The following is a 24,975-nucleotide window of genomic DNA, read 5'->3' as shown; positions in this document are numbered from 1 at the left end:
CGACCACACCCACCCGCGCCGCGCTCGGCCTCTGCAGCGTCGCGACCCGCATCGCCGTACGCAAGGATGGGATCATGACTCGGGTTCATGTCGTCTACGCGCACCCGGGCGGGCGCAGCTTCACGCACAAGGTGCTGGGCACGTTCCTGGACGCGCTCGGCGCCTCCGGCCATACGGCCACGGTCTCGGACCTGTACGCGATGGGATTTCGCAGTGTCCTCACGCTGGAGGAGTACGAACGCGAGTCCAGCTACGCAGCCGATACACCCGTCCCCGCCGACGTGGCCGCCGAGCATGACCGGCTCGACGCCGCCGAGGTCTGGGCCTTCATCTATCCGGTCTGGTGGGCGGATTGCCCCGCCGTCCTCAAGGGCTGGTTCGACCGGGTATGGACGGTCGGGTTCGCCTACAAGCCCACGGTGCGTCGCGCCCGGAAGGCACTGGTGCTGTGTACGGCCGGATACAGCGTCGAGGAGCTCGAGGCCTCGGGCGTCCATGCGGCGATGAGGACCACGATGCTCACCGATCGCATCGGCGACCGGGCGGGCTCCAGCGACTTCGTGGTGTTCGGCTCCCGTGTGACTGGCGACGGCGACGCGGCCGAACGGTGGGCCGCTACGAAGGCGCGGCACCTGAGCGAGGTCGCCGCGATTGCCCGGTCGATCTGAAGCCTCGTGTTGTCACCTGGGCTGAGGAGAACTGTGCCGGAGAACGGCCAGATACTCGTGGTGCTCGCGCAGCAGGGGGTGCCATCCCGGCTGTCGTGCCAGGGAGATGGTCTGTTCTCCGACACTGATCGCCGTGAGGTGCAGACCGGTACCGGCGATCAGGAGCTCAAGGTCCGCGGGCGTGTAGCACCGGAGACTCTGGCTGATCTTGTCGTCCGGCCTACCGGCCTCCCACCACGTGTCGATGGCCGTACAGGTCACCGGGTCGAAGACGGTCTGCTCGAACAGCTCGTGCTCGTACCCGTGCTCGGGATCCGCCACCTTGTGTTCGGTATCGCCGTCCCACCGGGCCCAGACGAAGGGGTTGAAGACGTCGATCAAGGCGACCCCACCGGGTCGAAGCCAGTCCGTGACGACCCGGCCGAGCAACCTGCGCTGGTCCGCGTCCGAGCCGACGCCGAAGCCGTTCCAGTAGCAGACGACGTCGAACTGTCCCTCCAGGCGGACCGCATAGAAGTCGTCCTTCACCACGGTCAAATCCCCGGAGCCGACGTCCTTGACGAATGCGGCGGCGTAGTCGACCCGATCGCTGATCTCGACCGCGGTCACCGAGTGACCGGCCCGCGCCGCCACCGCGGCCGTGGTTCCGTAGCCGGACCCCAGCTCGAGCACCCGCCGGGGTCCGACGCCGGCGTGCTCATGGAGAAGGGCCAGCCGCCGATGATCGCGTTCGCCGATGCGCGCTTCGGCCCGGCCCCACCACGCGCCGGTCCGCGAGTAGAACCCCTCGACCCAATCCATCCCGAGACCCTAATAGGACAGCCGGTCAGCTTGCAGCCGAATTGACGGCACACCGGATGGACTCGCCGCCCGAGTTCGCGGGTTCCGGCACAATGTGATCATGCGATCGTCTCCGCCTTGGTGGACGTTGCTGTCCTCCGGGGCAGCCCCTGCTGTGCTGATCGGCGGATGGACTCTGGCCGCTCAGCGGCAGCCGGGAGGTTACGACAGCACGGTGGCCACGATCAGCTCCCTGGCGGCGCAGGATGCCACTGATCGTTGGCTGATGACCGTGGCGCTGCTGGGCGTCGGCGTCTGCCACGGCGTCACCGCGCTGGGTCTGGCCCAGGCAGCTCCGGCCGGTCGGGCCGTGCTCGGCCTCGGTGGCGTGGCGACGATGCTGGTGGCGGCGTTTCCTCTGCCGGCCGCGGGGCCCGCGCCGGCCCACGCGGTCGCCGCCGGGGTGGCGTTCGTGGCTCTCGCGGTGTGGCCGGCGCTCGCCTGGCACCGGGCCGGTCGCGGCCCGGCGGCGCTGCGCCCGGTCGTGTCCGTCGCCGCAGCGCTGATCCTGCTCGGCTTGGTCGCCTGGTTCGGTGTCACTCTGAGCACCGGTGGTCGGGTGGGACTGGCGGAACGCGTGGCCGCCGGCGCCCAGGCGTGCTGGCCCCTGGTCGCGGTGCTGTCCAGCCGGTGGCACTCCCATCGTCGGGGCACCACCTCGAGCCCGGAGGACGAGCAACCCTGAATTCCGCAGGGCTGCGCCTCGCCTGCAGACCTCGGCACGCCCGTGACAATGGTGGCGGCGAGTCCGTCGGAGACGCAACGGAAGCCGCTGCGGCTCACCCGTCCCCGGGTGACCCGGTGCCGTGCGCGCAGTCATTCTCGTGTCCCGGCTGGGGCGGACCAGCGACGAACGTAGGAGACTGTCGACCAGGACTCGTTTTTCACCTCGCGGAGGCTGTCCCGCTCGGGATCCCTGAGGTAGCCGGCGCGCTCTGCCACCGTACGGGAGCCGTCGGCAGCTCAGCGGTGAACTGCAGGATCAGCGGATCTCCGGTAACCGTTGCGGCATACCACGTCGCGTCGTCGGTGCTCCATCGTCGAAGAGCGACGACGCCATCGCTGATCTCGTGGCCGTTCACCACTGCAGCACAGCATGCGACCGGTACGCGAGGCCAGCCGACTTCCCCTCATGTTCGAACGCAGATTATTCAGGCGCATAGATATCCGTGATTCCTAAAATGCCAAGAACAATCATCGCCGTGCCGACCAGGATTGCTATGACACGCGCATAGGCCGCCGTGAACCGAGGCTCACGCGTCCCTGGTCGCACTTCGCGGCCGAAGATGGAACGACTTGACTGGATGCTCGAGGCTACGAAGCGGCGATTGAAGATGATCGGGAGAACACCTGCGAGGACGAGGCACCCGTACATGAAGCGTTCCACTGAACCGATCTCCCTTCGCCGGTGGACGCGTATGTTCCCGAGCCGCCCTGGACTCCTGAGGTGCCACCGTTGATCGTGCCGAAACCGAGGCCGCATTCCCCTTCCCCGGACCGACCTTGTTCAACCTGCCCGAGGCGCCAACGAAACACATAGGCGCCGTTCCGAGCGCACGGCAGGGCGGCGGAACAGGTGGAGCAGGGCGGACGTCGGGTGCGCCTGGTCGATACCGTGCGTACGTCACGTCGGCTGGGGAGGCGTAGGTGCGGGTACGGGTATGGGTGGTTGCGGTGCTGACAGCTGGTTCGCTCGCGGGGTGTGCCGGCGTGGAACCGGAACCTGCGGCAGCGCCGACGAGCGCGGCGCCGGCCGAGTCACATCCGTCATCCGCCTTCCTGGAACCAGGGTGGCACATCTCCGAGGATACGTTGCAGGCATACCAGGAGGCGCTCGCGAAGATCGATGAACGCCTCCCGACGGACGAGAACGTCGCGCACCACGCCTTGGAGATATGCCACGCCATTCGACAGGGCGAGACCGATGCCCAGCTGGTGAACTACGCGGCCACGCAGTTCAAGGTGGAGGCTGCGGCCGCCGCGAAAATCGTCGAGGCGACGAGGAGCACGGTCTGCCCGCAGTAGCCGTATCAGCTATGACTTCGGGCGGCTGATAGCGGACGTGGGCGCGGACGTCTACGGTGGCCGGCATGACCGTTGATTTGTTCGCGGGGGTGCCGGTCCGGGACTACGCCACCGCGGCCGCCTGGTACGAGGTGCTCCTCGGCGGTCCGCCGTCGTTCCGGCCCAACGACGTCGAGGCGGTGTGGGAGCTGGCCGAGCACCGGTACCTCTACATCGAAGAGAAGCCGGAGCACGCGGGCCATGCGTTGCAGACCGTCTTCGTCAGCGACTTCGACACGCGTATCGCCGAGATCGCCGGGCGGGGCCTGGAACCGGCCGAACGCGAGACGTACTCCAACGGCGTCCGCAAGGCCATCTTCCACGACCCGGACGGCAACGAGATCGGCTTCGGCGGCGCTCCGCTCGAACCGGAAAGTGTCGGAGACGAGCAGTAGCCTCCCTGCACAGCGGCGACGGGCCGGGCTTCGTCCGCTGGAGTCCGCCCGGCGGTGGGGACACCATGCTGGGCTTCGTCGATTTCGCGATCTTCCCGCACGTCGACTACCCGGGCATGCCCGACAACTCCATGGCCGCCGCCGAGCAGTGGGCCGCCACGATGCCGTTGAAGGCGTACGCCACCGACGCCGAGACAGCCCTCAAGGTGACCGGCGGAGAGGTCGACGTCATCTCCCAGGGGCATTGGAGGTTGTTCACCCCCTGAGGAGGTCACTCCTTCGGCGCGCGTCGCGGGGGCGGGTGGGCCGTTCGGTCTTATGACCGTCAGGAGTGAGCGATGATCGGGCCCCACCCGCCGAACCTGAACCATCCGCACGATGGCGCCGGGCGGCGCGGCCGGCGCGGCGACGACCGTCCGGCGCCGCGCGGCAGCACCGTCTGGTGGACCGTGCGGGCTGTGGTCGTCGTCGCCGCGATGGTGCTCGGTTGCGTCGGATGGGCGGGCGTCATGGAGGCCACTTCCGCGCACTGTTACGGGGTCAGTAAGCGGATGTGCCTGTCCCTGGTGGTCGACCACCTGACCGGCAGCACACCGCCGCTGAGCCCGTCAGCCGACTGAGCGGAAGACGGCACGAGCCTGGCGTCGACTACGGCGCCAGGGCATGGGCCAACCGTCAAGCGGCGCTGTTCGTTCCTCCGGACGGCTCTTGTCGGGGCAGCGGGTCGGCAGACTCGAGCGTTCAGCTCGCGACCTGACGGAGGAAGGCGGCCACGTCGCTGGTCACGGCGTCGGCGTTGAGCTCGTTGAACAGTTCGTGCCGGGCCTCGGGATACGTGCGCTCGACGTAGTGGGGGCCGCGCAGGTGCTCGATGCCGGCGCGGGAGCCGTCGATCGGGACCAGCGGGTCGGCCTCGCCGTGGATCCACATCAGGGGCAGGTCGCCGAGGGACGGGCCGTTGGCCACGGCGGCGAGGCCGCGCTCGATCGCCTCCAGCGTCGCCCGCTTGAACGGGCCGTGCCACACCAGCGGGTCGGCCGCGTACCGTTCCCCCACCGACGGGTCGCGCGACAGCGTGGTGATGTCGAGCGGCACGTCGGGGATCTCGTCGAGCGCCAGCAGCTGGGCCGCGCTCGGCCAACGGCCGACCAGCGGGCTCGACAGCACCAGGGCGGCCAGCGTCGGCCCGTACCGCTGGGCGTAGCGGGCGGCGATCAGCCCGCCCATCGAGTGGCCGAGCAGCGCGACCGGCAGCGCCGGGTGCTCGCGCCGGGCGGTCTCGTCGAGGGTGCGCAGGTCGGTGACGACGTCTTCGAAGTCGGTGACGTGCACGCGTTCGCCCTCGCTGCGGCCGTGGCCGGCATGGTCGACGGCGTGGACCACCGCGCCGTCGGCGACCAGCGCGTCGGCCAGGCGCTCGTACCGGCCGACGTGCTCGCCGTAGCCGTGGGCGAGGACGACGACGCGCGCCGGTTCGCCCGGGCCCGTCCAGGTCCGCGCGGCCAGTCGTCCCCGCACCCCGTCGTACGTCCACTCCCGCGATTCAGCCATGAGGTCATCATGCCGCCGCCGCGCCCCCGGGGCGACCGGGACGGCCGGCGGGCCCGGGGTCATCGCGGGCTCCACCAGTTGGCCCGGCCCAGGGCGGCGACCAGCGCGGGCGCGAGCACGCCGCGCACGATCGTCGCGTCGATGACGATGCCCAGCGCGAGCGCGGTGGCCAGCATCTTCACCTCGATGGTGGGCACCTGCGCGAGCGAGACGAAGGCCAGGAACAGGATCAGGGCGGCCGAGGTGACCAGCCGTCCGGTACGGGCGACACCGCGCACGGTCGCCTCGTCGGTGTCGCTTCCGTTGTCGTACTCCTCGCGGATGCGCGACAGCAGGAACACCTCGTAGTCCATGGACAGGCCGAACAGGAACGCGAACACCGCGATCGGCACCCAGGTGGTGATCGTCCCGGCGCCCTGCTCGCCGAAGAGCAGCTCGGTGCCGTGCCCGTACTGCCAGATCCAGACCGTGATCCCGTACGCCGCCCCGAGCGACAGCACGTTCAGGAGCAGCGCCTTGATCGGCAGGACGACCGAGCGCAGCGCCCGGACCAGCAACAGCACGGTGACCACGGCGATCAGCCCGATCACCCACCACGCGTTGCCGTAGACCGCGTCGATGAAGTCGGCGTCCCCGGCGGGCAGACCGCCGACCCGGGCGCCCAGGGCCTCGGCCGCGGCGCGGACCCGGGCGGCGGTGGCCGCACCCTGCTCGGTGGAGGCGTCCGCGGTGGTCCACACGCCGATCAGGGACTCGCCGTCGCCGCCCGGCCAGGTGACCGCGGCGGCCACGCCGGGCAGTCCGGCCACGGCGTCGCGGGCCGCGGCCGGGTCGGCGGTGAGGATCTCCACCGGGGTGGTCAGGCCGGCGCCGATGCCCGAGGCGCCGAGCCGGGTGACCGCCGCGCCGGCGTCGCCGCCGGTGGAGGCCAGGGCCGCGTCGGTCGGCTGGCCCAGCCGGATGGTCAGGGCCGGGGCGGCCAGGGCCAGCAGCACCACCGTCGCCGCGACGGCCGAGGCCCAGCGGTGCCGGACGACGAAAGCGCCGATCCGCCGCCACAGCCTGCTCTCCGGGTCGGTGCGGCGCCGGTGCGGCCAGTCGAGGCGCGGACCGGCGGTGAGCAGCAGGGCCGGCAGCAGGGTGAGCGCGGCGAGCACGCTGACCACGGGGATGAGCAGGCCGGTGAAGCCGACGCTGCGCAGGAACGGCACGGGCAGGGCGATCAGCGCGGCCAGGCTGACCGCGACGGTCACGCCGGAGAAGAACACCGAGCGGCCGGCGGTCGCCATCGACCGGTGCACGGCCTCCTCGGCGCCCGCGCCCCGGCCCAACTCCTCGCGCCAGCGGGTGACGATCAGCAGCGCGTAGTCGATCGCCACGCCCAGCCCGATCAGCGCGAGCAGGAACTGCACGATGAACGAGATGTCGGTCAGCCCGGTCAGGCCCCAGACGATGAGGAACGTGGTCAGGATCGAGCCGGCCGCGATCAGCAACGGCATCAGCGCCAGCGCCGAGCCGAAGACGACCAGGAGCACGATCAGCGCCCCGGCCCCACCGAAGATCGTCTCGACCAGCACATCGGCGCCCTGCTCACCGCCACCCTCGGCGGCCAGGGCGTCCTTGCCGGTCACGGTGACCCCCTCGTACCCACCGGCGAGTTGCTCCAGGACGGGCAGAGCGGCGGCGTACGGCTCGGGACCGGGTGTGACGCGGGGATAGACCACCACGACGCCCAGGCGGCCGTCGGCCGAGCGGAGCACCCCCTCGTCGGCGTAGGACAGCACCCGCGAACCCGGCAACGCCTGCTCGACCGCCCCGGCCAGGCGACCGGCCCGCTCTGGGGCGGGCCGGTCGTCGACCAGCAGGACCGGCGCCACGTCGCCGCCCGAGCCGAACCGCTCGGTGATGAGCCGGTTGGTCTCGTATCCGCGCTGGCCGGGCAGCGAGAAGTCGTAGGACAGCGCGGCTGTCGCCTTCGGCGCGGCGAACCCGCCGGCCAGGGCCAGTGCCAGCCAGGCCAGCAGGACCCACCAGCGGTGCCGGGCGACGAAGCGCGACGTTGCGTTCACCCGGGCACGGTATCCCGCCCGGCGCCGGTGAGGCCGCAACCGACCAGCGATCGGCCGGCCCCACCGGGCGAAACGCGAATTGGCGGAACGCGAACCAGCGGCTACCGCCGGATCACGGTGAACCCGCCGGGCAGCACGAGCGCTCGCACGGTCGCACCGGACCCGGAGGTGGAAACGCGGGAGCGAAGTACGCCCGAAGCGTCGTACGTCTCGACGACGGCCACCCCGGCGCCGGGGATCGGGACGCCGACCGTCTCCGGGCGCCGGGCGGCGCTGCGGAGCAGGGCCGTCGTGTGGCCGCGTCCCCCGATGACGTAGCGCGAGACCAACGGCTCGAGCAGGACCGCGTCGACCACGGCCTCTCCCCCGGTCGCCGTGGCGAGCAGGTCGGTGGCGCCGGCCGGCAGCTCGCCGTCCAGCGTGACCGGCAGCAGCGCCCCGGGCGCGGGCGAAGCACCCTGCGCGCCGATCCGGCCGTGCCGCACACTGCCCAGCCCCCGGCCCGCAGAGGTCCAGCGGGTGACCGCGGCGCTGCCGGGCCGCAGGTCGGCCACCGGCAGCACCAGCCGGGGCTGAGTGGCCGCGGGCAGGGTGAACCGGGCGGTGGCGCCGGCCGGCAGCCGGGCGTAGCGGCCCTCGCTGAACTGCGACTCGCCGGTCCAGGCCGACGGCGGGGTCACGACGGTCGCGCCACCGGCCAGGACGGCCGACTCGGCCTCCACCGTGGTCGATCCCACCCGGTCGACGATGCTGCCCTGACGGGCCAGGGCGGCCACGTCCGGGTGGGCGTCCAGGACCAGCATGCTGAGCAGGCCGTGGATGGTCGACTCGGCGCCGGCGTTGCGGTTGACCGTGCCGTCGGGGGCGATGCCGTCCACCGTGCGGCCCGTCGCCGGGTCGTAGGCCGGTGCGCCGGCCGCGTTGGCGCCGAAATACCAGGCGGCCACGATCCCGGCCAGCGTGCGGAAACCGGTGCGCCCGGTCGCGCCGGCCACGGCTAGCAGCGACTGGATGCGCGAGTCCACCCCGTACGCGATCTGGTTGCGGTCGATCGCGGCGGGCAGGCGGCCGTTGTCGGGGCCGCCCGAGGTGAGCAGCCACGGGGTGAAGACCGCCGAGTCGGTCACCGCCGGGCGGACGAGCCGGTCGTCGCCCAGGACCTGACCGGCCCGGGCCAGCGCGGCCGGCATCTGCGAGGCCCAGGCGTGCCAGTCCGACCGGGACAGCCCCCACGGGAGCACCGCGCCGAACGGCCATTCCCGGGTCGAGCCCTCGGACAGCGCCGCGATGCCCTCGCCGAACTGCCGCAGCGCGCGCCGGGCGGCCGGGCCCCCGCCCGACGAGACGTAGGCGGCCAGCCCCAGCACGGCCTCGGCGGTGGCGTCGGCGCCGTCGACGATCAGCCACGCGGGCGTCCGCCGGCCGTCGACGGTCAGCCAGGAGCCGTACCGGGACAGCACCTGGCGGTCGAGCGCGCCGATCGCGAGGTCGAGCCGCCGCTTCAGGAAGGCCGCGAAGCCCGGGTCGGCCTTCTTGAACACGGCGTACCCCTCGCCCAGCGCCCACACCGCGCGGGCCAGCCAGTACGACGGCCCGCTGTCCGACGGGTCGGGCAGCTCGACCGGCTCGGGGCTCGCGTTGAACGTCCCGTCCGGCTGCATCCACAACACGACATTGCCGGATGTGGTCGTCTGGAAATACGTCAGCCCGCGCAGCAGCTCGTACGCGGCCGTGCGGCTCCGGGACGAGCCGGTCTGCTTCCAGTGCCGCAGATATACGATCGCGGCCCGCGCGATGTCGTCCGAGTTAAAGGCGCCCTGCCCGTACGTGCCGGTGGCCGGGTCGTACGGTCCGCCCCCGATCCGCCGGTAGGTGCCGTCGGCGCCAGGCTCGGCATAGGTCCAGAGCACGCCGAGGGCGGTGGCCGGCCGGTAGGTGGTGTGGCCGACCTGCGCGGGCGGGGTGACGCTGTCGCGCAGGAAATCGAGGTGGGCGGTGTTGGTGAGCCGCGAACCGGCGGCCCGGCTAGGTGTGGAGGTCAGCAGCGGTGCTGTCAGGGCTAGTCCGCTGCTCACCAGGACGGATCGGCGCTTCATCGCGCGCTCCTTGGGGGACTCGGTCGAGACGAGCGACGCCGATCTTGCTGTCCGCCATGCCGTAGAAGACATAGTGGACGCCGTCGACCTGCTCGATGGCGGTGGGGAAGACAACGTTGGGCACGGTTCCCGACTGCTCGTCGGCCGTCTCGGGAACGAAGATCGGCTCGGCGGTCCGGTCCAGCACGTGGCTCGGGTCGGCCGGGTCGAGCAGCATGGCCCCGGCGGCGTAGGTGACCCGCTGGTTCGCCGGGTCGAAGCCGGGCGGGATGTACCCGGTGACCCCGTGGTGGATCAGCAGCCAGCCCTCGGGCACCCGCAGCGGCGGGGGCCCGGCCCCGATCTTCAGTTCCTCGTACGGGAACTCGGGCAGCGCGACACAGCGGTGCTTGCGCGGGCGGACCAGGGCGGTGAGGTCGGCCGCGGCCTCGTCGGCCGGCACGTACGAGATCCAGATGCCGGCCCGCTCGTCGGAGATGCCGGCCGGCAGGTGCACGCCCTCGCCGGGCCGGAACCAGCCCAGGTCCCACATCGGGCGGTGGATCATCGCGTAGCTCGGGCGGCCGTCCGGGTCGGGCACCGGCTCGGGGAAGAAGACCGCGTCCTTGTTGGGGAACAGGTTGAGGTCGGTGTCCAGGTCGGGCTGATAGGCGAACTGCACCGGGCCGAGCCGCTGCCACGACTCCAGGTCGTCGGAGACGGCCAGGGCCAGCCGGGGCCCGAGCGGACCGTACGCCACGTAGGTCATCAGGTGCTTGCCGAGGCTCGGCACCCACGTGGTGCGCGGGTCCTCCACGCCAGCGTTGTTGAGCCCGCGTTCCCAGCCTTCGTCCGGGGACAGCACGATGCCGCGGCGCCGCACCCCGACGGGCACGCCGTCCTTGAGCTCCACCTCGGCCAGTCCGACGCGCGAGACGTTGCCGGTGGCCACCAGGCGCGGCAGCAGGAACAGCCGGCCGTCGGGCGTACGGCCGCTGGCCGGGTTGAGAACGCCCTCGGCCTCGAGGGGGTCGCCGGTGTCGGGCGCCATGACGACGCCCAACCGGGTCAGGGTGTAGGGAACCATGTCAGCCTTTCACGCCGGAACCGAGGTCGGAGGAGGTGAACTGCCGTTGGAAGGCGATGAACAACGCGACCGCGGGAGCGGCCAGCACACAGGCGCCGGCCAGGATCGCGCCGAACGGGTTGGCCGCCCGCGAGGACACGTTGCTGATGTAGTTGGCCAGCGAGACGGCCAGCGGTTGCATGTCCGCGTCCTTGGTCACCAGGAACGGCCAGAGGAACTCGTTCCACGGGCCGATGAAGGTCAGCAGGACCGCGGTCAGCAGGGCCGGGCGCACCAGCGGCAGCGCGACCGACCAGAGGATCCGCAGCTCGCCCGCGCCGTCGAGCCGGGCCGCGGCGAACAGGTCGTCCGGCAGTTGCAGGAAGAACTGCCGGAAGACGAAGACCGCGGCGGTGTTGATGGCGAACGGCAGGATCATGCCGAGGTAGTTGTCGGCCAGGCCGTAGCCGCGCACGATCAGCACGTACAGCGGGATCAGCAGCAGCTGGAACGGGATCACCTGGACCAGCAGCACGAGCGCGAAGAGCACGCCCCGCCCGCGGAACTGCAGCCGGGCCAGCGCGTAACCGGCCAGCGTGCCGAACACGACCGTCCCGAGCAGCACCCCGCCGGTGAAGATGCCCGAGTTGACCAGCGAGCCGAGCAGGTCGACCCGCGAGTTGATGTCCCGGTAGTTGTCGAGCGTCAGCCCGGAGGTCGGGAACGCTCCGCCCACCGAGGTGTCCGGCGCGGACTGCAGCGAGCCGACCAGCATGTAGTAGAAGGGGAACAGGAAGATCAGCGCGCCGAGGAAGAGCAGCACGTAGCGCACGACGTTGGGCCAGCGCCTCATGTCAGTCCCGTCCTTCGATGAAGCGGCGATTGAGGTACGCGAGGATCAGCACGCCGATCACCAGGATCACGCCGAGCGCGGCGGCGAAGTCGGGCTCACCCTGCTGGATGCCGCGCTGATACATGATCAGCACCGGGGACGCCGAGGCCCCGTTCGGCCCGCCCCCGCCGGTCAGCAGGTAGGGCTCGGTGAACAGGTTGGCCCCGGTGATCAGGGCCAGGATCACCACGAGCGCGGTGGCCGGGCGGACGGCCGGCACGGTGACCGACCAGAACTTGTTCCACCCGTTGGCGCCGTCGACCGAGGCCGACTCGTAGAGCTCCTTGGGCACGTTCTGCAGCGCCGCCAGGTAGAGCAGGATGAAGAAGCCGAGCTGCTTCCAGGTCACGAAGAACGCGATGACGGGCATCGCCAGGCCCTCGTTGACCAGCCACGACGGGTCGGGCGCAAGCGGGCCGAGGACGCTGTTGACCAGGCCGCCCGAGTTGAACAGGAACAGCCACACGCCGACCACGGCGACGCTCGCGGTCACGTACGGGACGTAGAACGCGACCCGCAGGAACGTGCGGGCGTGGACCACCCGGTTGAGCGCGACCGCCAGCACCAGCGCGAGCGCGGTCGTGAGCGGCACGTTGATGACCAGGAAGATCACGATGTTCTTGAACGCCTGCCGGACCGCCGGGTCGGTCAGGGCGGCCCGGTAGTTGTCGAGCCCGACGAACGGGTGGTCGACGATGGCGCCGGGCGCGGCGAAGAAGTAGTCGTGGAAGCTCATCCACACCGAGAACCCGAACGGGTAGGCGAAGATGACAGCGAGGTAGACGGCGTACGGGGCGGCCAGGATCATGCCCACCGGGTGGCGGCCGAGAACGGCCGCCACTCGGTTCCGTTGCGCGCCGCCCGCGGGGGCGGCCGTCATCACGACCCGCTGGCGAGCTGGTCTACCTTGGTCGCGGCGCCCGAGAAGGCGTCGGCCACCGGCTGCTTACCGAAGATCACCGACTGCGAGTACGCGTCGCGGAAGGTCTGCCAGACAGCCACCGAGTTGGGCACGTTGGGCACCTCGACGGTGCGCGCGGCCTGGTCGGCGAACTGCTTGTAGGCGGCGTTCCCGGCGAAGTAGTCCGGGTAAGCGGTCTGCAGGTCCTTGCGCAGCGGCATCTGGCCGGTCGCGTCGAGCAGCTTGCCGTCCTGCTCCTGGCTGGTGGCGAACTTCATGACCTCCCAGGCCGTGGCCCGGTTCTGGCAGGCGCTGTACATCGCCACGTTCTTGGCGTCGCTGAACGTCCTGATCTGCTCGGCCGGCTTGCCGGTGGAGGTCGGCACCGGCACGGCGCCCCACTTCACCTTGTCGCCGTAGACCTTGATCGCCCACGGGCCGACGATCGCCATGGCCGCCTTCTTGTCGGCGAACGAGTCGCCGTTGTACATCTCCTTGGGCGCGAGGCCCTCGTCGTACAGGGTCTTCCAGAAGCCGGCGACGGCCTGGCCCTGCGGGGTGTTGAACTGCGCCTTGTTGTCCTTGACCAGCTGGGTGCCGTCGGTCTCGGCGGCGAACAGCGGGTAGAAGTCGAACCAGGACTGGAAGAACTCGCTGCTCGGTGCCGGATAGATGGCGGCCTGCGCGGCCTTGGACGACTTGATCTTGCGGGCCGCCGTCAGGAACTCGTCGTACGTGGACAGCGCCGGCTTCTCGGGGTCGAGCCCGGCCTTGGCGAAGATGTCCTTGTTGTAGAAGATCATCACCGGGTTGGACTTCCACGGCAGCTGGTAGAACTTGCCGTCCGGCGACTTGTACTGCTCGGCCGTGTCCCCCGTGCGGTCGGTGATGTACTGGTCGCCGCCCTCGAACGAGTCGAGCGCGACCAGGCCGCCCTGCTTCTGGAACTGCGGGATCGCGGCGGGCGCGGTGTTCCAGATGAGGCAGGGCGCGTTGCCGGCCGTGATGGCCGCGCCGATGACCTCCTCCGAGCTCTTGCCGGCCGGGATCTCCTGGGCCGTGATCTTCTGGTCGGCGTGCCGGCCGTTCCAGGACTCGACCATGGCCTTGCCCCAGGCCAGCTCCTCCTGGTTGTTGGAGAGCCAGATGGTGATCGGGCCGGTGGCCGCGTTGGCCTGGCCGGCGTCGCCGCCGCCGCTGCCGTCACAGCCGGCGGCTAGCGCTAGAGAGAGGGTGAGAAGGGCGGCCGGGAGGGCGCGTTTCATGGTCACTCCGTTCGGACTTCGGGGGGCGGGGGCGCGGTGGACGCCCGGATCACCAGCTGGGCGGCGGGAACGGGAACGTCGTCGACCGTCCCGCCGTCGATGAGCTCGAGCAGGGCTTCCGCGGCTTTCCGGCCCCACAGGTACGGGTCGGTGCGGACGCTCGTGAGCGCGGGACTGACATAGCCCGCGAGATCGGTGTTGTCGAAGCCGGTGACCGACAGCCGCGCGGGCACGGCCCGGCCGAGCTCGACGGCGACGGACAGCCCGGCGATGGCCATCAGGTCGTTGGAGTAGACGATCGCGGTGGGCCCGGCGGCCAGGATCTCGCGGGTCGCCGCCGCACCGCCGGCCGCCGAGAAGTCGGCCTCCACGACCGGGCCGGGTGGCAGGCCGGCCTCGTCCAGGGCGTCGTCGAAGGCCCGGCGGCGGCGTGAACCGTGCAGGAAGTGCGCGGGGCCGGCGACATGCGCGATGTGGCGGTGCCCGAGCCCGGCCAGGTGGCTCACGGCGGCGGCGATGCCCGGCCGGTCGTCGACCAGCACGGCCGGGAAGGGGCTGGGCCCGTCGGGCCGGGCGATGGTCACCGCGGGCATCCCCAGCTCGGCCAGCAGGGCGATCCGCGGGTCGGCGACCCGCAGGTCGAGCACGAACACCCCGTCGACCCGGCCGGCGTCGGCCAGCCGCCGGTAGCCCGCCTCCTCCTCGGCCTCGGGCACGACCTGCAGCACGAGCGCCTGCCCGCGGTCGGAGAGCGTGCGCTCGACGCCGGCGATGAAGGCCGGGAAGAACGGGTCGGCGCCGAGCAGCTCGGGCTCGCGGGCCAGCACCAGGCCGACGGCGAACGCCCGGGAGACCGACAGGGCGCGGGCCTTGGTGCTGGGCGTCCAGCCGAGGTCGCGGGCGGCGGCGAGGATGCGCTCGCGGGTGTCCTCGGAGACCCCCGGCCGGCCGTTCAGCGCGAACGAGACAGTGCCTTTGGAAACACCGGCGGCGGCCGCGACATCCCGGATCGTCGGCCTGTCTGGCCTGGTCATCGCGCCTCCCTTGGTTTACTAAACCGGTTTGATCGAAACATAGACCGGTTTCGGTGATCGCACAATCGGAGGACGACGACGACGTGAACGGCCGGTCCGACATATCCGAACAGATGATGATCAGCGAGCCGGGCCCGCCCGGTCCGCCGGGCGCGCGCCGGGCCCCGGGGATGGGTTACGTTGCCAGGATGGCGAAGATCAGCAGGCTGGCCGGGCTCGCCGCGGACGTCGCGCTCGGGCTGCCGGTGCGGGCCGTCCCGTACGAGATCCGCAAGGACGTCCCCGTGCCGATGACCGACGACGTCACGCTCCTGGCCGACCACTACCGCCCGGTGGGTCAGCAGACGCCCCTGCCGGTGGTTCTCATCCGGGTGCCGTACGGGCGGGCCGGCGCGTTCGGCCAGGCCTTCGCGGCCCCGCTGGCCCGCCGCGGCTTCGCGGTGTTCATGCAGGCCACCCGCGGGACGTTCGGGTCGGGCGGTCAGTTCCGTCCGTTCACGACCGAGCGCGACGACGGTCTGGCCACGATCGCGTGGCTGCGCCGGCAACCGTGGTGCGACGGCCGGATCGCCATGGTCGGCGCGAGCTACTTCGGGCACACGCAGTGGGCCGTCGCGCCCTACGCGGACCCGCCCCTGGTCTGCGTCTCCCCCCACATCACCTCGGCCAACGTCACCAACCGCCTGTTCTACGAGCACGGCGTGCCGTCGATCCACACCGCGCTGAGCTGGTCGGCCCAGATCGGCCGGCAGGAGCGCCCGGGGCTGCTCGCCGGGCTGCCCGACCCGCGGGTCAAGGCCCGGGTCCGCCGGGGGCTGGGCCGGTTGCCCCTGCAGGCGGTCGACGTCCAGGTGGCCGACGCCCCGGTGCCGTTCTGGCGGGACTTCGTCGCGCACGCCGAGCCGGCCGACGACTTCTGGTCGCAGGCCGACCACGACGGCGCCGACCTCACCCGGATGCCCCCGGCCAACATGGTCACCGGCTGGTGGGATCTGTTCCTGGCCGGCAATCTGAGCGATTACACCGCCCTGCGGGCCGCCGGGGTGCCCGCACGGCTGGTCGTCGGGCCGTGGCTGCACGGCGAGCTCGGCGAGCTGCGGACCGTCGTGCAGTCCGACGTCGCCTGGCTCGAGCACCACCTGCGCGGCGGGCCCGCGCCCGAGGGCGCGCCGGTGCGCGTCCACCTGCAACAGGCGGGCACGTGGCTCGAGTTCGAGAACTGGCCACCCCCGGCCGCCCGGGAGACGGTCGTCCACCTGAGCGGCGGTGGCCGGCTCGGGGCGGAGCCCGGTGGCGACCCGAGCCGCTTCACATACGACCCGGCCCGCCCGACGCCGACCGTCGGCGGCCCGCTGCTGCAGCCGCCGGGCAAGCAGGCCGACAACCGGCTCGTCGAGGAGCGCGACGACGTGCTCGTCTTCACCGGCCCGGCGCTGGAGTCCGACCTCGACGTCGTCGGCCCGGTCGGCGCGACGATCCACGTGCGCACCGACATCCCGTACGCCGATGTGTTCGTGCGGCTCTGCGACGTCGACGAGAAGGGTGTCTCCCGCAACGTCGTGGACGGCATCCGCCGGCTCGACCCCCGCACCCTGAACGCGCCCGACGTCGAGGCCGGCGCCGACGGCGTGCTCGCCGTGCACGTCGAGTTGTTCCCCACCGCCTACCGGTTCCGCGCCGGTCACCGGCTGCGGGTGCAGGTCAGCGGCGGAGCCTTTCCCCGCTACGCCCGCAACATGGGCACGGCGGAGCCGTTCGGCGTCGCCACCGCCGGCCGCCCGTGCCGCTTCGAGGTCTTCCACGACGCCGACCGCCCGTCGTCGATCACCTTGACGACGCTGGACGGCTGACGCGGGGCCGGTCCCCGTTCGGGGGAACCGGCCGGGGCGGGCCCGATGCGAGACTGATCGTCATGGGGTACGTGCTCGACACCGCCGAGCTGCCCGTGCAGGACCGGGTCGAGGCCGTGCGCACGGCGATGCTGCACGCCTCGGCGCCCTGCCACGTGCTGCACGAGGATCCGGACGGCGACGTCCACGCGCGGCTCGAGGTGTGGGAACTCGGCAACGCCACCATCTTCACGCACCGTTCGTCGGGCATCCGGCTGCTGCGCACGGCCAAGCAGGCCCGGCAGGACGGCATGCCGGTGGTCGCGCTGGCCGTCCAGCGCCGCGGCTCCGGGCGGATCGACCAGGGCGGGCGGCAGCGGGTCGTGCCACCCGGGGAGCTGCTCGTCGTCGACCTCTCCGCCCCGTACGACTACTCGTGGTCGGGTGACGGCGGCGCCGCGGCGCTGCAGATCCCGTACGACCAGCTCGGTCTGCCGCTGGACGCCGTGCGCCGGGCCGCCGCCGAGGTCGGCGCCAGCCCGCTCTACCGTCTGGTCGCGACCCACATCGCCGAGATCGGCCGGGACCCGGCCGGGATCACCGGGGACGCCGCCTCGGCCACCGTGGGCGCGGCCGGCATCGATCTGGCCCGGGCCCTGCTGGTCTCGGCCGGCCACTCCGGACGGCACACCCGGACGGTCCTCGCCGAGACGCTGCTGACCCGCGTCCGGGCCTTCACCCGGCTGCGCCTGGCCGATCCGGACCTCACGCCGGCGACGATCGCGGCGGCCCACGGCATCTCCCTGCGGCAGCTCTACAAGCTGTGCGCCGGCGCGGACCTCAGCCTCGAGCAGTGGATCATCGACGAGCGCCTGCACCGCGTCCGGCACGAGCTGACCCGGCCGGACCGGCGGCACCTGCCGATCGCCACGATCGCGCGGCGCTGGGGATTCCGCGACCCCACCCACTTCACCCGCCGCTTCAAGGCCCGGTACGGGACGACGCCCTCGCAGTGGCGCCGCCGTGCGGAGTAGGCCGACAACGCTGCAGCGAGAGCCGAGGGCGCGGCCGAGTTGATCGTTACCGTCGGCTCATGCTGGTACTCGACACCGGGTCGCTGCCCGCCGCCGAACGCGCCGAGGCGTTCCAGGCCACGGTCAGCGCGAACTGCTCGTCGAGCATGGCGTCGTTCGAGGATCCGGCGTCCATCGACGCCCGGATGTCGGTCTCCGACTTCGGCGTGTCCAAGGTGTTCACCATCGACGCCTCCGGGACCACCCTGCGCCGCACGCCGCGCATGTCGCGGGCCGAGACCGAGAGGTCCATCGTCCTCGCGCTGCCGATGCGGACCGACAACCACATGGTGTGGGAGCGGGAGGAGCGCCTGTTCGGGCCGCGCGACCTGATCCTGGTCGATTTGTCCCGGCCGTACGTCTACGGGTGGAAGGGCAGCGGCGCCTCCTACGCCCTGCACGTCGACGTGGACCATCTCGGCCTGCCCCGCGACCTGATCCACGCGGCCGCCCGGGGACTGCGCGGCAGCCCGCTCTACGACCTCGTCCGCGATCACGTCGCCCGGGTGACGGCCCAGGCCGACGAGCTGGCCGCCGGGGCCGGGGCCCTCGAGCTCGGCGTCGCGTCGGCCGAGCTGATGCGGGCGCTGATCGTGTCGGCCGCGGACGACGGCCGGCGGATGCGCGAGGCGATGCAGTCCTCGTTGCCGGTCCGCGTGCAGGCTTACGTCCGTGCCCACCTGCGCGACCCGGATCTGACCCCGGCCCGGATAGCGGCGGCCCACGCCATCTCGGTCCGCGCCCTCTACAAGCTGTACGAGTCGCTGGGCCAGAGCCTCGAGCAGTCCATCATCGAGCAGCGGCTGCTCGGCGCCCGCGCCGAGCTGCTCTCGCCCCGCCGCCGCCCGGTCCCGATCGCGGCCGTGGCCCGCGCCTGGGGCTTCTCCAATCCAAGCTTCTTCTCCAGCCGTTTCCGCGAGGCCTTCGGCGTCACCCCGCGCCGGCTCACCGGCCGCCCCTGAAGCTGCGCACAGGCGTCAGACCTGTGCGCGCTGAGACAACATCATCTGCCGCCGCGATGCGAGATTTCTGGGAGCGCACCCAAGGAGGCTTTCGTGGCGATGCACGGCCGTGACCGGGAACTGTCGATGGTGGAGAAGCTGCTCGGCGAGGCCCGCGCCGGGCGCGGCGGCGCCCTGGTCGTGCGCGGCCACGCCGGGATCGGCAAGACGATGGTGCTGGTCGCGGCCCGGGACAGCGCGGCCGCCTCAGGCATGGTGGTGCTGCAGACCAACGGCGCCGAGGCCGAGACCGCGCTGCCGTTCGCCGGGCTGCATCAGCTGCTGGCCCCGCTGCTCGGCAACCTGGACGTGCTGACGCCCCGGTTGCGGCGCACGCTGCTCGGCGCGTTCGGGCAGGACGACCTGCGCCCGGATCTGTTCACGGTCGGGCTCGCCGTGCTCGAGCTGCTGGGCGACCGCGCGGCCCGCACCCCGCTGCTCATCGTGGCCGAGGACGCGCACTGGCTCGACCCCGAGACCCTCGACGTGCTGGTCTTCGTGGCCCGCCGGCTGACCGTCGAGCCCATCGCGGCGGTGCTGGCGGTGCGGGCCCAGCACACCGACGTGCTCGCCCGTACAGGCCTGGACGGGTTGTCCCTGGGCGAGCTGGACGACGAGGCCGCCCGGCGGGTCCTGGACGACCACGCGCCCGGGCTGCCGGCCCGGCTGCGCGCCCGCATCCTCCGCGAGGCGGCCGGAAATCCCCTCGCGCTGGTCGAACTGCCCCGGCTGCTGGCCTCCGAGAGCGCGCCCGAGCTGCTGCCCCTCAACGAGCGGCTGGAGTCGGCGTTCACCGACCGCTTCGAACAGATGCCGCCCGGCACCCGCGCGGTCCTGGCCGTCCTCGCGGCCGACACCGGTTGCCCGCTGCCGGCGCTGCTGGCGATCGCCGGGGTGCTGACCGGCGCCGGCGTCCCGGCCGAGGCGATCCAGCCGGCCATCGACGCCGGGCTGCTGCAGGTGCAGGCCCAGCGGCTGCGGTTCCGCCACCCCCTCGTCCGGTCCGCGGTGTACCGGTCGGTCAGCGACATCGCCCGGCTGACCATCCACGCGGTGCTGGCCGACGCCCTCGCGCACGACCCCGACCGGCGGGCCTGGCACCGCAGCGCCGCGACGCTCGGGGCCGACGACGACGTCAGCGCCGACCTCGAGGCCGCGGCCGGCCGGGCGCTGGAACGCGGGGCGCTCGGCGTCGCCGTCACCGGCCTCGACCGCGCGTCCGAGCTCACCACCGACGCCGCCCGGCGCTCGTCGCTGCTGCTGCGCGCGGCCGACCTGGCATCGCAGGCGCACGACCGGAAGGCCGCCGTGCGGCTGATCGCGCGGGTCGACCCGCGGCAGGGGGACGTGCTCGACCGCGGGCGGCTGGCCGTCGTCCGCGACCTCGTCGAGCCGGGCGACGTCCGGGACGTCGCGCGCATCGACGAGCTGTGCGGCCACGCGCTGGACGCCCAGGCGGCCGGCGACACCGGCCTGGCCGCGATGCTGTGCTGGCGGGCCGCCTCGCGGTGCTGGTGGGCCGGTCTGCCGGCCGAGGTGGGGGCGCGGATCACGACCGTGACCGACAAGCTCGGTTTGGCCGTGGACGACCCGCGCGCGCTGGCGATCGCGGCCTACGCCCAGCCGGACGCGTTCGGCCCGGACGTGCTGCGCCGGCTGCCCGCGGTGGCTCCCGGTCCCGGCGATGTGGACGGGCTGCACTACCTCGGTGGGGCGGCGCTGATCCTGGGCGACTTCGTGCAGGCCTCCGCGATCATGACGACCGTGGCCGCCGGCTATCGCGCCCAGGGACGGGCCGCGCTTCTCGCCCGTACGCTGTCGTCCGCCGGTTTCATCCGGCTGTGGCTGGGCCGGTGGCCGGCCGTCCGCGCCGACACCGAGGAGGCCGAGGCGCTCGCCGAGGAGACCGGTGAGCAGTTCTGGGTGGTGGCCGCCCGGGCCAGCCGGGCGCTGCACGAGGCCATGGCCGGGAACAGCGCCGAGGCCACGCGGCTGGCCGACGCCGTGCTGGCCGGCCCGCTGGTGACCGGCGTGCGGTTCGCCGCCGAGGCTGCCCAGCACGCGCGGGGCGTCGCCGCCAACGCCGAGGGACGCCACGAGGAGGCGCTCGCGATCCTCCTGCGCGTCTTCGACCCGGCCGACTCCACGCACCACCTCGACATGTCGGGCTGGGCCCTGCCCGATCTGGCCGACGCGGCCGTCCGCTCGGGCCGCCGGCCGGACGTCCGCGCCATCATCGGGCAGGCCGCGGAACGCGCGGCGCGGTTGCCGTCGCCGATGCTGCACCGGTCGCTCGCGTACGCGAAAGCCGTGCTCGCCTCCGACGACGAGGCCGGACCGGCCTTCGAGGCGGCCTTCGCGCTCGACCACACCGACTGGCCGGTCCACCGGGCCCGGCTGTCCCTCGCCTACGGGACCTGGCTGCGCCGCCGCAAGCGGATCCTCGAGTCGCGGCCGCCCCTGCGCGCCGCCCGGGACGGTTTCGACGAGCTCGGCGCGCACGTGTGGGGGCGGCTGGCCCGCGAGGAGCTGCGCGCGTCGGGCGAGGAGAGCACCGGCCGCGCGGTGCGCTCGGGGGAACGGCTGACGGCCCAGGAGCTGCAGACGGCGATGCTCGCGGCGGCCGGGCTGAGCAACCGCGAGATCGGCCAGCGGCTGTTCCTGTCGCACCGGACGGTCAGCTCCCACCTCTACCGCATCTATCCCAAGCTCGGGATCAGCGGCCGTTCCCAGCTGCGGGCGGCTCTGGCGCCTGTCCCGGAGCAGCCGCCGGGCCGCGGTGCGGCCCAGGGCCGCCCGCCGGGACAGGGGCCGGCGTGGCCGGACAGCGTCGACTGACGCCGTCAACTTACGGATTCCCACGCCACCGCCAAGCGGCAGGTTGATCGGCACACCACTCGTCACGAAGGAGCCCCGATGTCATTCACCCGTCGAACCCTGCTGGCCGGGTCGGCCGCGGCCGCCACCCTGGCCGGTCTGCCGGCCGGCGCGGCCCAGGCCGGCGCGGCCCAGGCCGGCGCGGCCCAGGCCGGCGCGGCCCAGGCCGGCGCGCCGCACCGCAAGAAGCCGACGATCGTCCTGGTCCACGGCGCGTTCGCCGACGCCTCGGGCTGGGCCGGCGTCGCCCGCATCCTGCAGCGCGACGGCTACCCGGTGCTCGCGCCGGCCAACCCGCTGCGCAGCGTCGCCGGCGACGCGGCCTACCTGAGCAGCATCCTGGCCACCCTCACCGGACCGGTCGTGCTCGTCGCCCACTCGTACGGCGGGGTGGTCATCACCAACGCCGCCACCGGCAACCCGAACGTCAAGGCGCTGGTCTACGTGGCGGCCTTCGCGCCCGATCAGGGCGAGACCGTGCAGGGGCTGCAGCTCAAGTACCCGGGCACCAAGCTCGGCGAGGACGCGCTGGACTTCCGCCCGTACCCGGGCAGCATCGACGGCTATGTGAAGACGGACCGGTTCCGGGAAATCTTCGCGGCCGACCTGCCCAAGGCCACCACCGACTTCATGGCGGCGTCGCAGCGGCCCGGCGACGTGCACACCCTGGGTGAGCCGTCCGGCGCGCCCGCCTGGAAGACCATCCCGTCGGCCTACCTGGTCGCCCGGGACGACAACCTCATCCCGGCGGCCGCCCAGCGCTTCATGGCCCGCCGGGCCCGGTCGCGCACCACCGAGGTCGACGCCTCGCACGTCGCGATGATCTCCCAGCCCCGGGTCACGGCGGCTGTCATCACCTCCGTTTCCGGCAAGGAGCCCGCATGAGCACGATCGTCCTGGTCCACGGCCTCTGGGTCACCCCGCGGTCCTGGGAGCACTGGGTCACGTACTACGAAGGCCAGGGGCACACCGTGATCACCCCGGCCTATCCGGGCTTCGAGGCCGAGGTCGAGGCGTTGCGCGCCGACCCGGCGCCGATCGCGGCCGTCACCGTGCCCGAGACCGTCGCCCACCTGGAGAAGGTCATCGCCGCGCAGCCGGAGAAGCCGATCATCATGGGGCACTCGTTCGGCGGCACGCTCACGCAGCTGCTGCTCGACCGCGGGCACGGCGCCGCCGGGGTGGTCATCGACTCGGCGCCGCCCGAAGGCATCCGGGTCAACCCGCCGTCGCAGATCAAGTCGCTGTTCCCGATCCTCAACAACCCGGCCAAGCGTCACCAGGCCGCCGGGTTCACGCCGGAGCAGTGGCACTACGCGTTCACCAACACGCTGTCCGAGCAGGATTCGCGGGCGGCCTACGACCGGTACGCCATCCCGGCGCCGGGCAGCTGGGTCTGGGCCTACGGCCTGCTGGCCAACTTCACGCCGGGCAAGCAGGAGACCTGGGTCGACTTCCACAACGAGGACCGCGCGCCGCTGCTGTTCCTGGCCGGCGGGGCCGACCACATCATGCCGCCCTCGGTGAACAAGTCGAACGCCCAGCACTACAAGGCGGCGACCACCGTCACCGAGTACCACGAGTTCCCCGGCCGTTCGCACTGGACGTGCGCGGAGCCGGGCTGGGAGCAGGTCGCCGACAAGGCCCTGGAGTGGGCCCTCACCCACGCCCGCTAAACGGGGCTCGTCCCGGTCCCGGCCGGGATCGTGTCGTCCTCGGCCGGGGCCGGGATCGTCCCGGCGTCGGCCGGGGCGGGGATCGTCTCGTCGTGGGGCGGGATCGTCTCGTCGTGGGGCGGGATCGTCTCGTCGTCGGGCGGGGCCGGGATCGTGAACCAGATCGACGCGCCCTGCTCGACGTCGAGGTCGAGCCAGATGCGGCCGCCGTGGTACTCAACGATCTTCTTGACGATCGCCAGGCCGATGCCGGTTCCCTCGTACGCGTCGCGCGGGTGCAGCCGCTGGAAGATGACGAAGACCTTGTCGGCGAACTCGCGCTCGATGCCGATGCCGTTGTCCCGGACGTTGATCTTCCAGTGGTCCGTCTCGCGTTCCGCGGTCACCCGCACCACCGGCGGCACCTCGGGGCGGCGGAACTTCAGCGAGTTGCCGATCAGGTTGACGAACAGGGTGGTGAGCAGCGGCTCCTCGCCCTCCACGACCGGCAGGCCGTCCCAGGTGATCGTCGCCTCCTGGCCGGCGCGGACCTCGAGCTGCGACTTGACCTCGGACAGCACCTCGTCGAGCTCCACGGGCTTGAAGCCGGACGTGAGCCGCCCGATCCGGGAGAACGCGAGCAGGTCGTTGATCAGCCGCTGCATGCGTTCGGCGCCGTCCACCGCGAAGCCGATGTACTGATCGGCCCGCTCGTCCAGCTGGCTCCCGTACCGCCGCTTGAGCAGCTGGCAGAAGCTCGCGACCTTGCGCAACGGCTCCTGCAGGTCGTGCGAGGCGACATAGGCGAACTGCTCGAGGTCACGGTTCGAGCGGGTCAGCTCCTCGGCCTGGGCCTCCAGCCGCTCGTTGGCCGACTGCACCTCGGCCCGGGCCTCGCGCACCAGCGCCAGCTCCCGCACGATCTGCCGGCGCATGCCGTCCACGTCGGTGGCCAGGCTCTGCAGCTCGGGCGAGCCGGCGCTGGCGATCGGCCGCTCGTAGTCGCCGCCGGCCACCTGCCGCACCTGCGCCGCGAGCTCGGTGACGGGCCGCGCGACCAGCCGGTTGAGCAGCAGCAGCAGCACCCCGCCGACCAGGATGACGATGACCGCGGCGGTGATCTCGAGGGCGACCAGGGTCGAGCCGGTCCGGCGGGCGGCCACGGCTGCCTCGTTGCGCAGGTCGAGGATGTCGGCCTGCAGCTGGTCGACCGCGGTGCGCAGGGCGTCGAACTGGGCCGTGCCGATGGTCGCGGCGCCGCCCCTGCTGATGACCGGCTCGGCGACCGACCCGCGCCACTGGGCCGACCGCTCCCGCACCACCGCGATCGACGTCGTGATGGCCGCCGAGCCGCCGGCGGCGTTGAGTCCCTCGATCCGGGCGATCAGGTCACGCTCGGCCGTGAGCCCCTGCTCGTACGGCTGCAGGTTCTCGGGCGACCGGCTGAGCGCATATCCGCGTACGCCGGTCTCCTGATCGAGGTAGGCCGAGTAGAGCTCCTGACCGGCGACCCGCATGGGCCCGGTCTTCTCGAGGATGACGTCGAGGTGGTCGTTGCTGTCCACCGCGGTCACGGCGGCCAGCGCGCCGATCCCGGCGAGCAGGATCCCGGCGACGACGAACAGCGCCGCGACACGTCGGCGCAGCGTCCAGGACCTCAGCCGTACGCGGCTCATCGGTTCTCCTCGGGGCAGGGGGCACCGAAGTATGCCCCACCGCG

Annotated in this window: 22 protein-coding genes; 12 read left to right on the top strand and 10 right to left on the bottom strand. The window is 72.3% G+C overall.

The annotated features are described in order from the left end of the window. Window positions 1-74: 74 nt before the first annotated feature. A complete protein-coding gene (locus tag HJC40_RS07050) occupies window positions 75-668 on the top strand; it encodes an NAD(P)H-dependent oxidoreductase (RefSeq protein WP_249999284.1) in 594 nt (197 codons plus the stop codon). A 12-nt stretch (window positions 669-680) separates the two neighbouring features. Here the strand turns inward: HJC40_RS07050 and HJC40_RS07045 are convergent, their stop codons facing one another. Beyond that, a complete protein-coding gene (locus HJC40_RS07045; protein WP_249999281.1) occupies window positions 681-1,469 on the bottom strand; it encodes a cyclopropane-fatty-acyl-phospholipid synthase family protein in 789 nt (262 codons plus the stop codon). A 100-nt stretch (window positions 1,470-1,569) separates the two neighbouring features. On the opposite strand from HJC40_RS07045, the gene HJC40_RS07040 reads away from it, so the two are divergent. From HJC40_RS07040 to HJC40_RS07020, 5 genes are all read left to right on the top strand, one after another. Further along, complete coding sequence (locus tag HJC40_RS07040) at window positions 1,570-2,193, top strand: DUF998 domain-containing protein (protein WP_249999279.1); 624 nt, start codon at window positions 1,570-1,572, stop codon at window positions 2,191-2,193. A gap of 962 nt (window positions 2,194-3,155) precedes the next feature. Then, window positions 3,156-3,533 carry a hypothetical protein gene (locus tag HJC40_RS07035; RefSeq protein ID WP_249999277.1) on the top strand — a complete coding sequence of 126 codons (378 nt, stop codon included), beginning with the start codon at window positions 3,156-3,158 and terminating at the stop codon, window positions 3,531-3,533. A gap of 65 nt (window positions 3,534-3,598) precedes the next feature. After that, window positions 3,599-3,967, top strand: coding sequence for a VOC family protein (locus HJC40_RS07030; RefSeq protein WP_249999274.1), 369 nt, complete (start codon window positions 3,599-3,601; stop codon window positions 3,965-3,967). Window positions 3,968-4,032: 65 nt separating this feature from the next. Continuing rightward, window positions 4,033-4,233: a hypothetical protein gene (locus tag HJC40_RS07025; protein WP_249999272.1), complete on the top strand. Its 201-nt coding sequence runs from the start codon at window positions 4,033-4,035 to the stop codon at window positions 4,231-4,233. 72 nt (window positions 4,234-4,305) lie between these two features. Beyond that, the gene (locus HJC40_RS07020) at window positions 4,306-4,587 is read left to right on the top strand and encodes a hypothetical protein (protein ID WP_249999270.1); all 282 of its coding nucleotides are present in this window, start codon (window positions 4,306-4,308) and stop codon (window positions 4,585-4,587) included. A gap of 121 nt (window positions 4,588-4,708) precedes the next feature. Here HJC40_RS07020 and HJC40_RS07015 read toward each other — a convergent pair whose 3' ends face one another. The 8 genes from HJC40_RS07015 to HJC40_RS06980 form a co-directional block, all read right to left on the bottom strand. Beyond that, entirely contained in the window at window positions 4,709-5,518 is an 810-nt protein-coding gene (locus HJC40_RS07015; RefSeq protein ID WP_249999268.1) for an alpha/beta hydrolase, read from the bottom strand. 59 nt (window positions 5,519-5,577) lie between these two features. Beyond that, window positions 5,578-7,587 carry an MMPL family transporter gene (locus HJC40_RS07010; RefSeq protein WP_249999265.1) on the bottom strand — a complete coding sequence of 670 codons (2,010 nt, stop codon included), beginning with the start codon at window positions 7,585-7,587 and terminating at the stop codon, window positions 5,578-5,580. Between the two features lie 101 nt (window positions 7,588-7,688). Further along, a complete protein-coding gene (locus tag HJC40_RS07005; RefSeq protein ID WP_249999263.1) occupies window positions 7,689-9,683 on the bottom strand; it encodes a hypothetical protein in 1,995 nt (664 codons plus the stop codon). Continuing rightward, complete coding sequence (locus HJC40_RS07000; RefSeq protein ID WP_249999261.1) at window positions 9,613-10,749, bottom strand: hypothetical protein; 1,137 nt, start codon at window positions 10,747-10,749, stop codon at window positions 9,613-9,615. The genes HJC40_RS07005 and HJC40_RS07000 overlap by 71 nt, the downstream gene beginning before the upstream one ends. A gap of 1 nt (window position 10,750) precedes the next feature. Next, entirely contained in the window at window positions 10,751-11,581 is an 831-nt protein-coding gene (locus HJC40_RS06995; protein ID WP_249999259.1) for a carbohydrate ABC transporter permease, read from the bottom strand. Between the two features lies 1 nt (window position 11,582). After that, window positions 11,583-12,461, bottom strand: a complete 879-nt coding sequence (locus HJC40_RS06990) for a carbohydrate ABC transporter permease (protein WP_249999257.1) — start codon at window positions 12,459-12,461, stop codon at window positions 11,583-11,585. 38 nt (window positions 12,462-12,499) lie between these two features. Further along, window positions 12,500-13,786: a sugar ABC transporter substrate-binding protein gene (locus HJC40_RS06985; RefSeq protein WP_249999255.1), complete on the bottom strand. Its 1,287-nt coding sequence runs from the start codon at window positions 13,784-13,786 to the stop codon at window positions 12,500-12,502. Between the two features lie 2 nt (window positions 13,787-13,788). Beyond that, window positions 13,789-14,820: a LacI family DNA-binding transcriptional regulator gene (locus HJC40_RS06980; protein ID WP_249999253.1), complete on the bottom strand. Its 1,032-nt coding sequence runs from the start codon at window positions 14,818-14,820 to the stop codon at window positions 13,789-13,791. A gap of 188 nt (window positions 14,821-15,008) precedes the next feature. Between HJC40_RS06980 and HJC40_RS06975 the strand changes: the two genes are divergently transcribed. The 6 genes from HJC40_RS06975 to HJC40_RS06950 all read left to right on the top strand — a co-directional run bounded on the left by HJC40_RS06975 (window position 15,009) and on the right by HJC40_RS06950 (window position 23,276). Continuing rightward, window positions 15,009-16,670 carry a CocE/NonD family hydrolase gene (locus HJC40_RS06975; protein WP_249999251.1) on the top strand — a complete coding sequence of 554 codons (1,662 nt, stop codon included), beginning with the start codon at window positions 15,009-15,011 and terminating at the stop codon, window positions 16,668-16,670. 62 nt (window positions 16,671-16,732) lie between these two features. Further along, window positions 16,733-17,683 (top strand): helix-turn-helix domain-containing protein, encoded by a 951-nt coding sequence (locus HJC40_RS06970; RefSeq protein ID WP_249999249.1) that lies wholly within the window; start codon window positions 16,733-16,735, stop codon window positions 17,681-17,683. Between the two features lie 59 nt (window positions 17,684-17,742). After that, the gene (locus HJC40_RS06965; RefSeq protein ID WP_249999246.1) at window positions 17,743-18,684 is read left to right on the top strand and encodes a helix-turn-helix domain-containing protein; all 942 of its coding nucleotides are present in this window, start codon (window positions 17,743-17,745) and stop codon (window positions 18,682-18,684) included. 99 nt (window positions 18,685-18,783) lie between these two features. Then, window positions 18,784-21,561 (top strand): AAA family ATPase, encoded by a 2,778-nt coding sequence (locus HJC40_RS06960; protein ID WP_249999440.1) that lies wholly within the window; start codon window positions 18,784-18,786, stop codon window positions 21,559-21,561. A 78-nt stretch (window positions 21,562-21,639) separates the two neighbouring features. Then, a complete protein-coding gene (locus tag HJC40_RS06955; protein ID WP_249999244.1) occupies window positions 21,640-22,485 on the top strand; it encodes an alpha/beta fold hydrolase in 846 nt (281 codons plus the stop codon). Then, on the top strand, window positions 22,482-23,276 hold the full coding sequence (locus HJC40_RS06950; protein WP_249999241.1) for an alpha/beta hydrolase: 795 nt from the start codon (window positions 22,482-22,484) through the stop codon (window positions 23,274-23,276). The genes HJC40_RS06955 and HJC40_RS06950 overlap by 4 nt, the downstream gene beginning before the upstream one ends. On the opposite strand, the gene HJC40_RS06945 is transcribed toward HJC40_RS06950, so the two are convergent. Then, entirely contained in the window at window positions 23,273-24,931 is a 1,659-nt protein-coding gene (locus HJC40_RS06945) for an ATP-binding protein (protein ID WP_249999239.1), read from the bottom strand. The genes HJC40_RS06950 and HJC40_RS06945 overlap by 4 nt on opposite strands. Between the last annotated feature and the right edge of the window lie 44 nt (window positions 24,932-24,975).

Origin of the sequence: Actinoplanes sp. M2I2 (genome assembly GCF_023544445.1) — a bacterium.
Classification (GTDB): domain Bacteria; phylum Actinomycetota; class Actinomycetes; order Mycobacteriales; family Micromonosporaceae; genus Actinoplanes.
This window is presented reverse-complemented; position numbering and strand designations above follow the sequence as displayed.

Excerpts from the sequence above, each read along its gene's own strand:
- HJC40_RS07030 (WP_249999274.1), top strand. The coding sequence starts at position 3,599 with ATGACCGTTGATTTGTTCGCGGGGGTGCCGGTCCGGGACTACGCCACC.
- HJC40_RS06970 (WP_249999249.1), top strand. The coding sequence starts at position 16,733 with ATGGGGTACGTGCTCGACACCGCCGAGCTGCCCGTGCAGGACCGGGTC.
- HJC40_RS06985 (WP_249999255.1), bottom strand. The coding sequence starts at position 13,786 with ATGAAACGCGCCCTCCCGGCCGCCCTTCTCACCCTCTCTCTAGCGCTA.
- HJC40_RS07015 (WP_249999268.1), bottom strand. The coding sequence starts at position 5,518 with ATGGCTGAATCGCGGGAGTGGACGTACGACGGGGTGCGGGGACGACTG.
- HJC40_RS06975 (WP_249999251.1), top strand. The coding sequence starts at position 15,009 with ATGGCGAAGATCAGCAGGCTGGCCGGGCTCGCCGCGGACGTCGCGCTC.
- HJC40_RS06960 (WP_249999440.1), top strand. The coding sequence starts at position 18,784 with ATGCACGGCCGTGACCGGGAACTGTCGATGGTGGAGAAGCTGCTCGGC.
- HJC40_RS07005 (WP_249999263.1), bottom strand. The coding sequence starts at position 9,683 with ATGAAGCGCCGATCCGTCCTGGTGAGCAGCGGACTAGCCCTGACAGCA.
- HJC40_RS06965 (WP_249999246.1), top strand. The coding sequence starts at position 17,743 with ATGCTGGTACTCGACACCGGGTCGCTGCCCGCCGCCGAACGCGCCGAG.
- HJC40_RS07040 (WP_249999279.1), top strand. The coding sequence starts at position 1,570 with ATGCGATCGTCTCCGCCTTGGTGGACGTTGCTGTCCTCCGGGGCAGCC.
- HJC40_RS06950 (WP_249999241.1), top strand. The coding sequence starts at position 22,482 with ATGAGCACGATCGTCCTGGTCCACGGCCTCTGGGTCACCCCGCGGTCC.
- HJC40_RS06995 (WP_249999259.1), bottom strand. The coding sequence starts at position 11,581 with ATGAGGCGCTGGCCCAACGTCGTGCGCTACGTGCTGCTCTTCCTCGGC.
- HJC40_RS06945 (WP_249999239.1), bottom strand. The coding sequence starts at position 24,931 with ATGAGCCGCGTACGGCTGAGGTCCTGGACGCTGCGCCGACGTGTCGCG.
- HJC40_RS07000 (WP_249999261.1), bottom strand. The coding sequence starts at position 10,749 with ATGGTTCCCTACACCCTGACCCGGTTGGGCGTCGTCATGGCGCCCGAC.
- HJC40_RS07045 (WP_249999281.1), bottom strand. The coding sequence starts at position 1,469 with ATGGATTGGGTCGAGGGGTTCTACTCGCGGACCGGCGCGTGGTGGGGC.
- HJC40_RS07020 (WP_249999270.1), top strand. The coding sequence starts at position 4,306 with ATGATCGGGCCCCACCCGCCGAACCTGAACCATCCGCACGATGGCGCC.
- HJC40_RS06955 (WP_249999244.1), top strand. The coding sequence starts at position 21,640 with ATGTCATTCACCCGTCGAACCCTGCTGGCCGGGTCGGCCGCGGCCGCC.
- HJC40_RS07050 (WP_249999284.1), top strand. The coding sequence starts at position 75 with ATGACTCGGGTTCATGTCGTCTACGCGCACCCGGGCGGGCGCAGCTTC.
- HJC40_RS07025 (WP_249999272.1), top strand. The coding sequence starts at position 4,033 with ATGCTGGGCTTCGTCGATTTCGCGATCTTCCCGCACGTCGACTACCCG.
- HJC40_RS06980 (WP_249999253.1), bottom strand. The coding sequence starts at position 14,820 with ATGACCAGGCCAGACAGGCCGACGATCCGGGATGTCGCGGCCGCCGCC.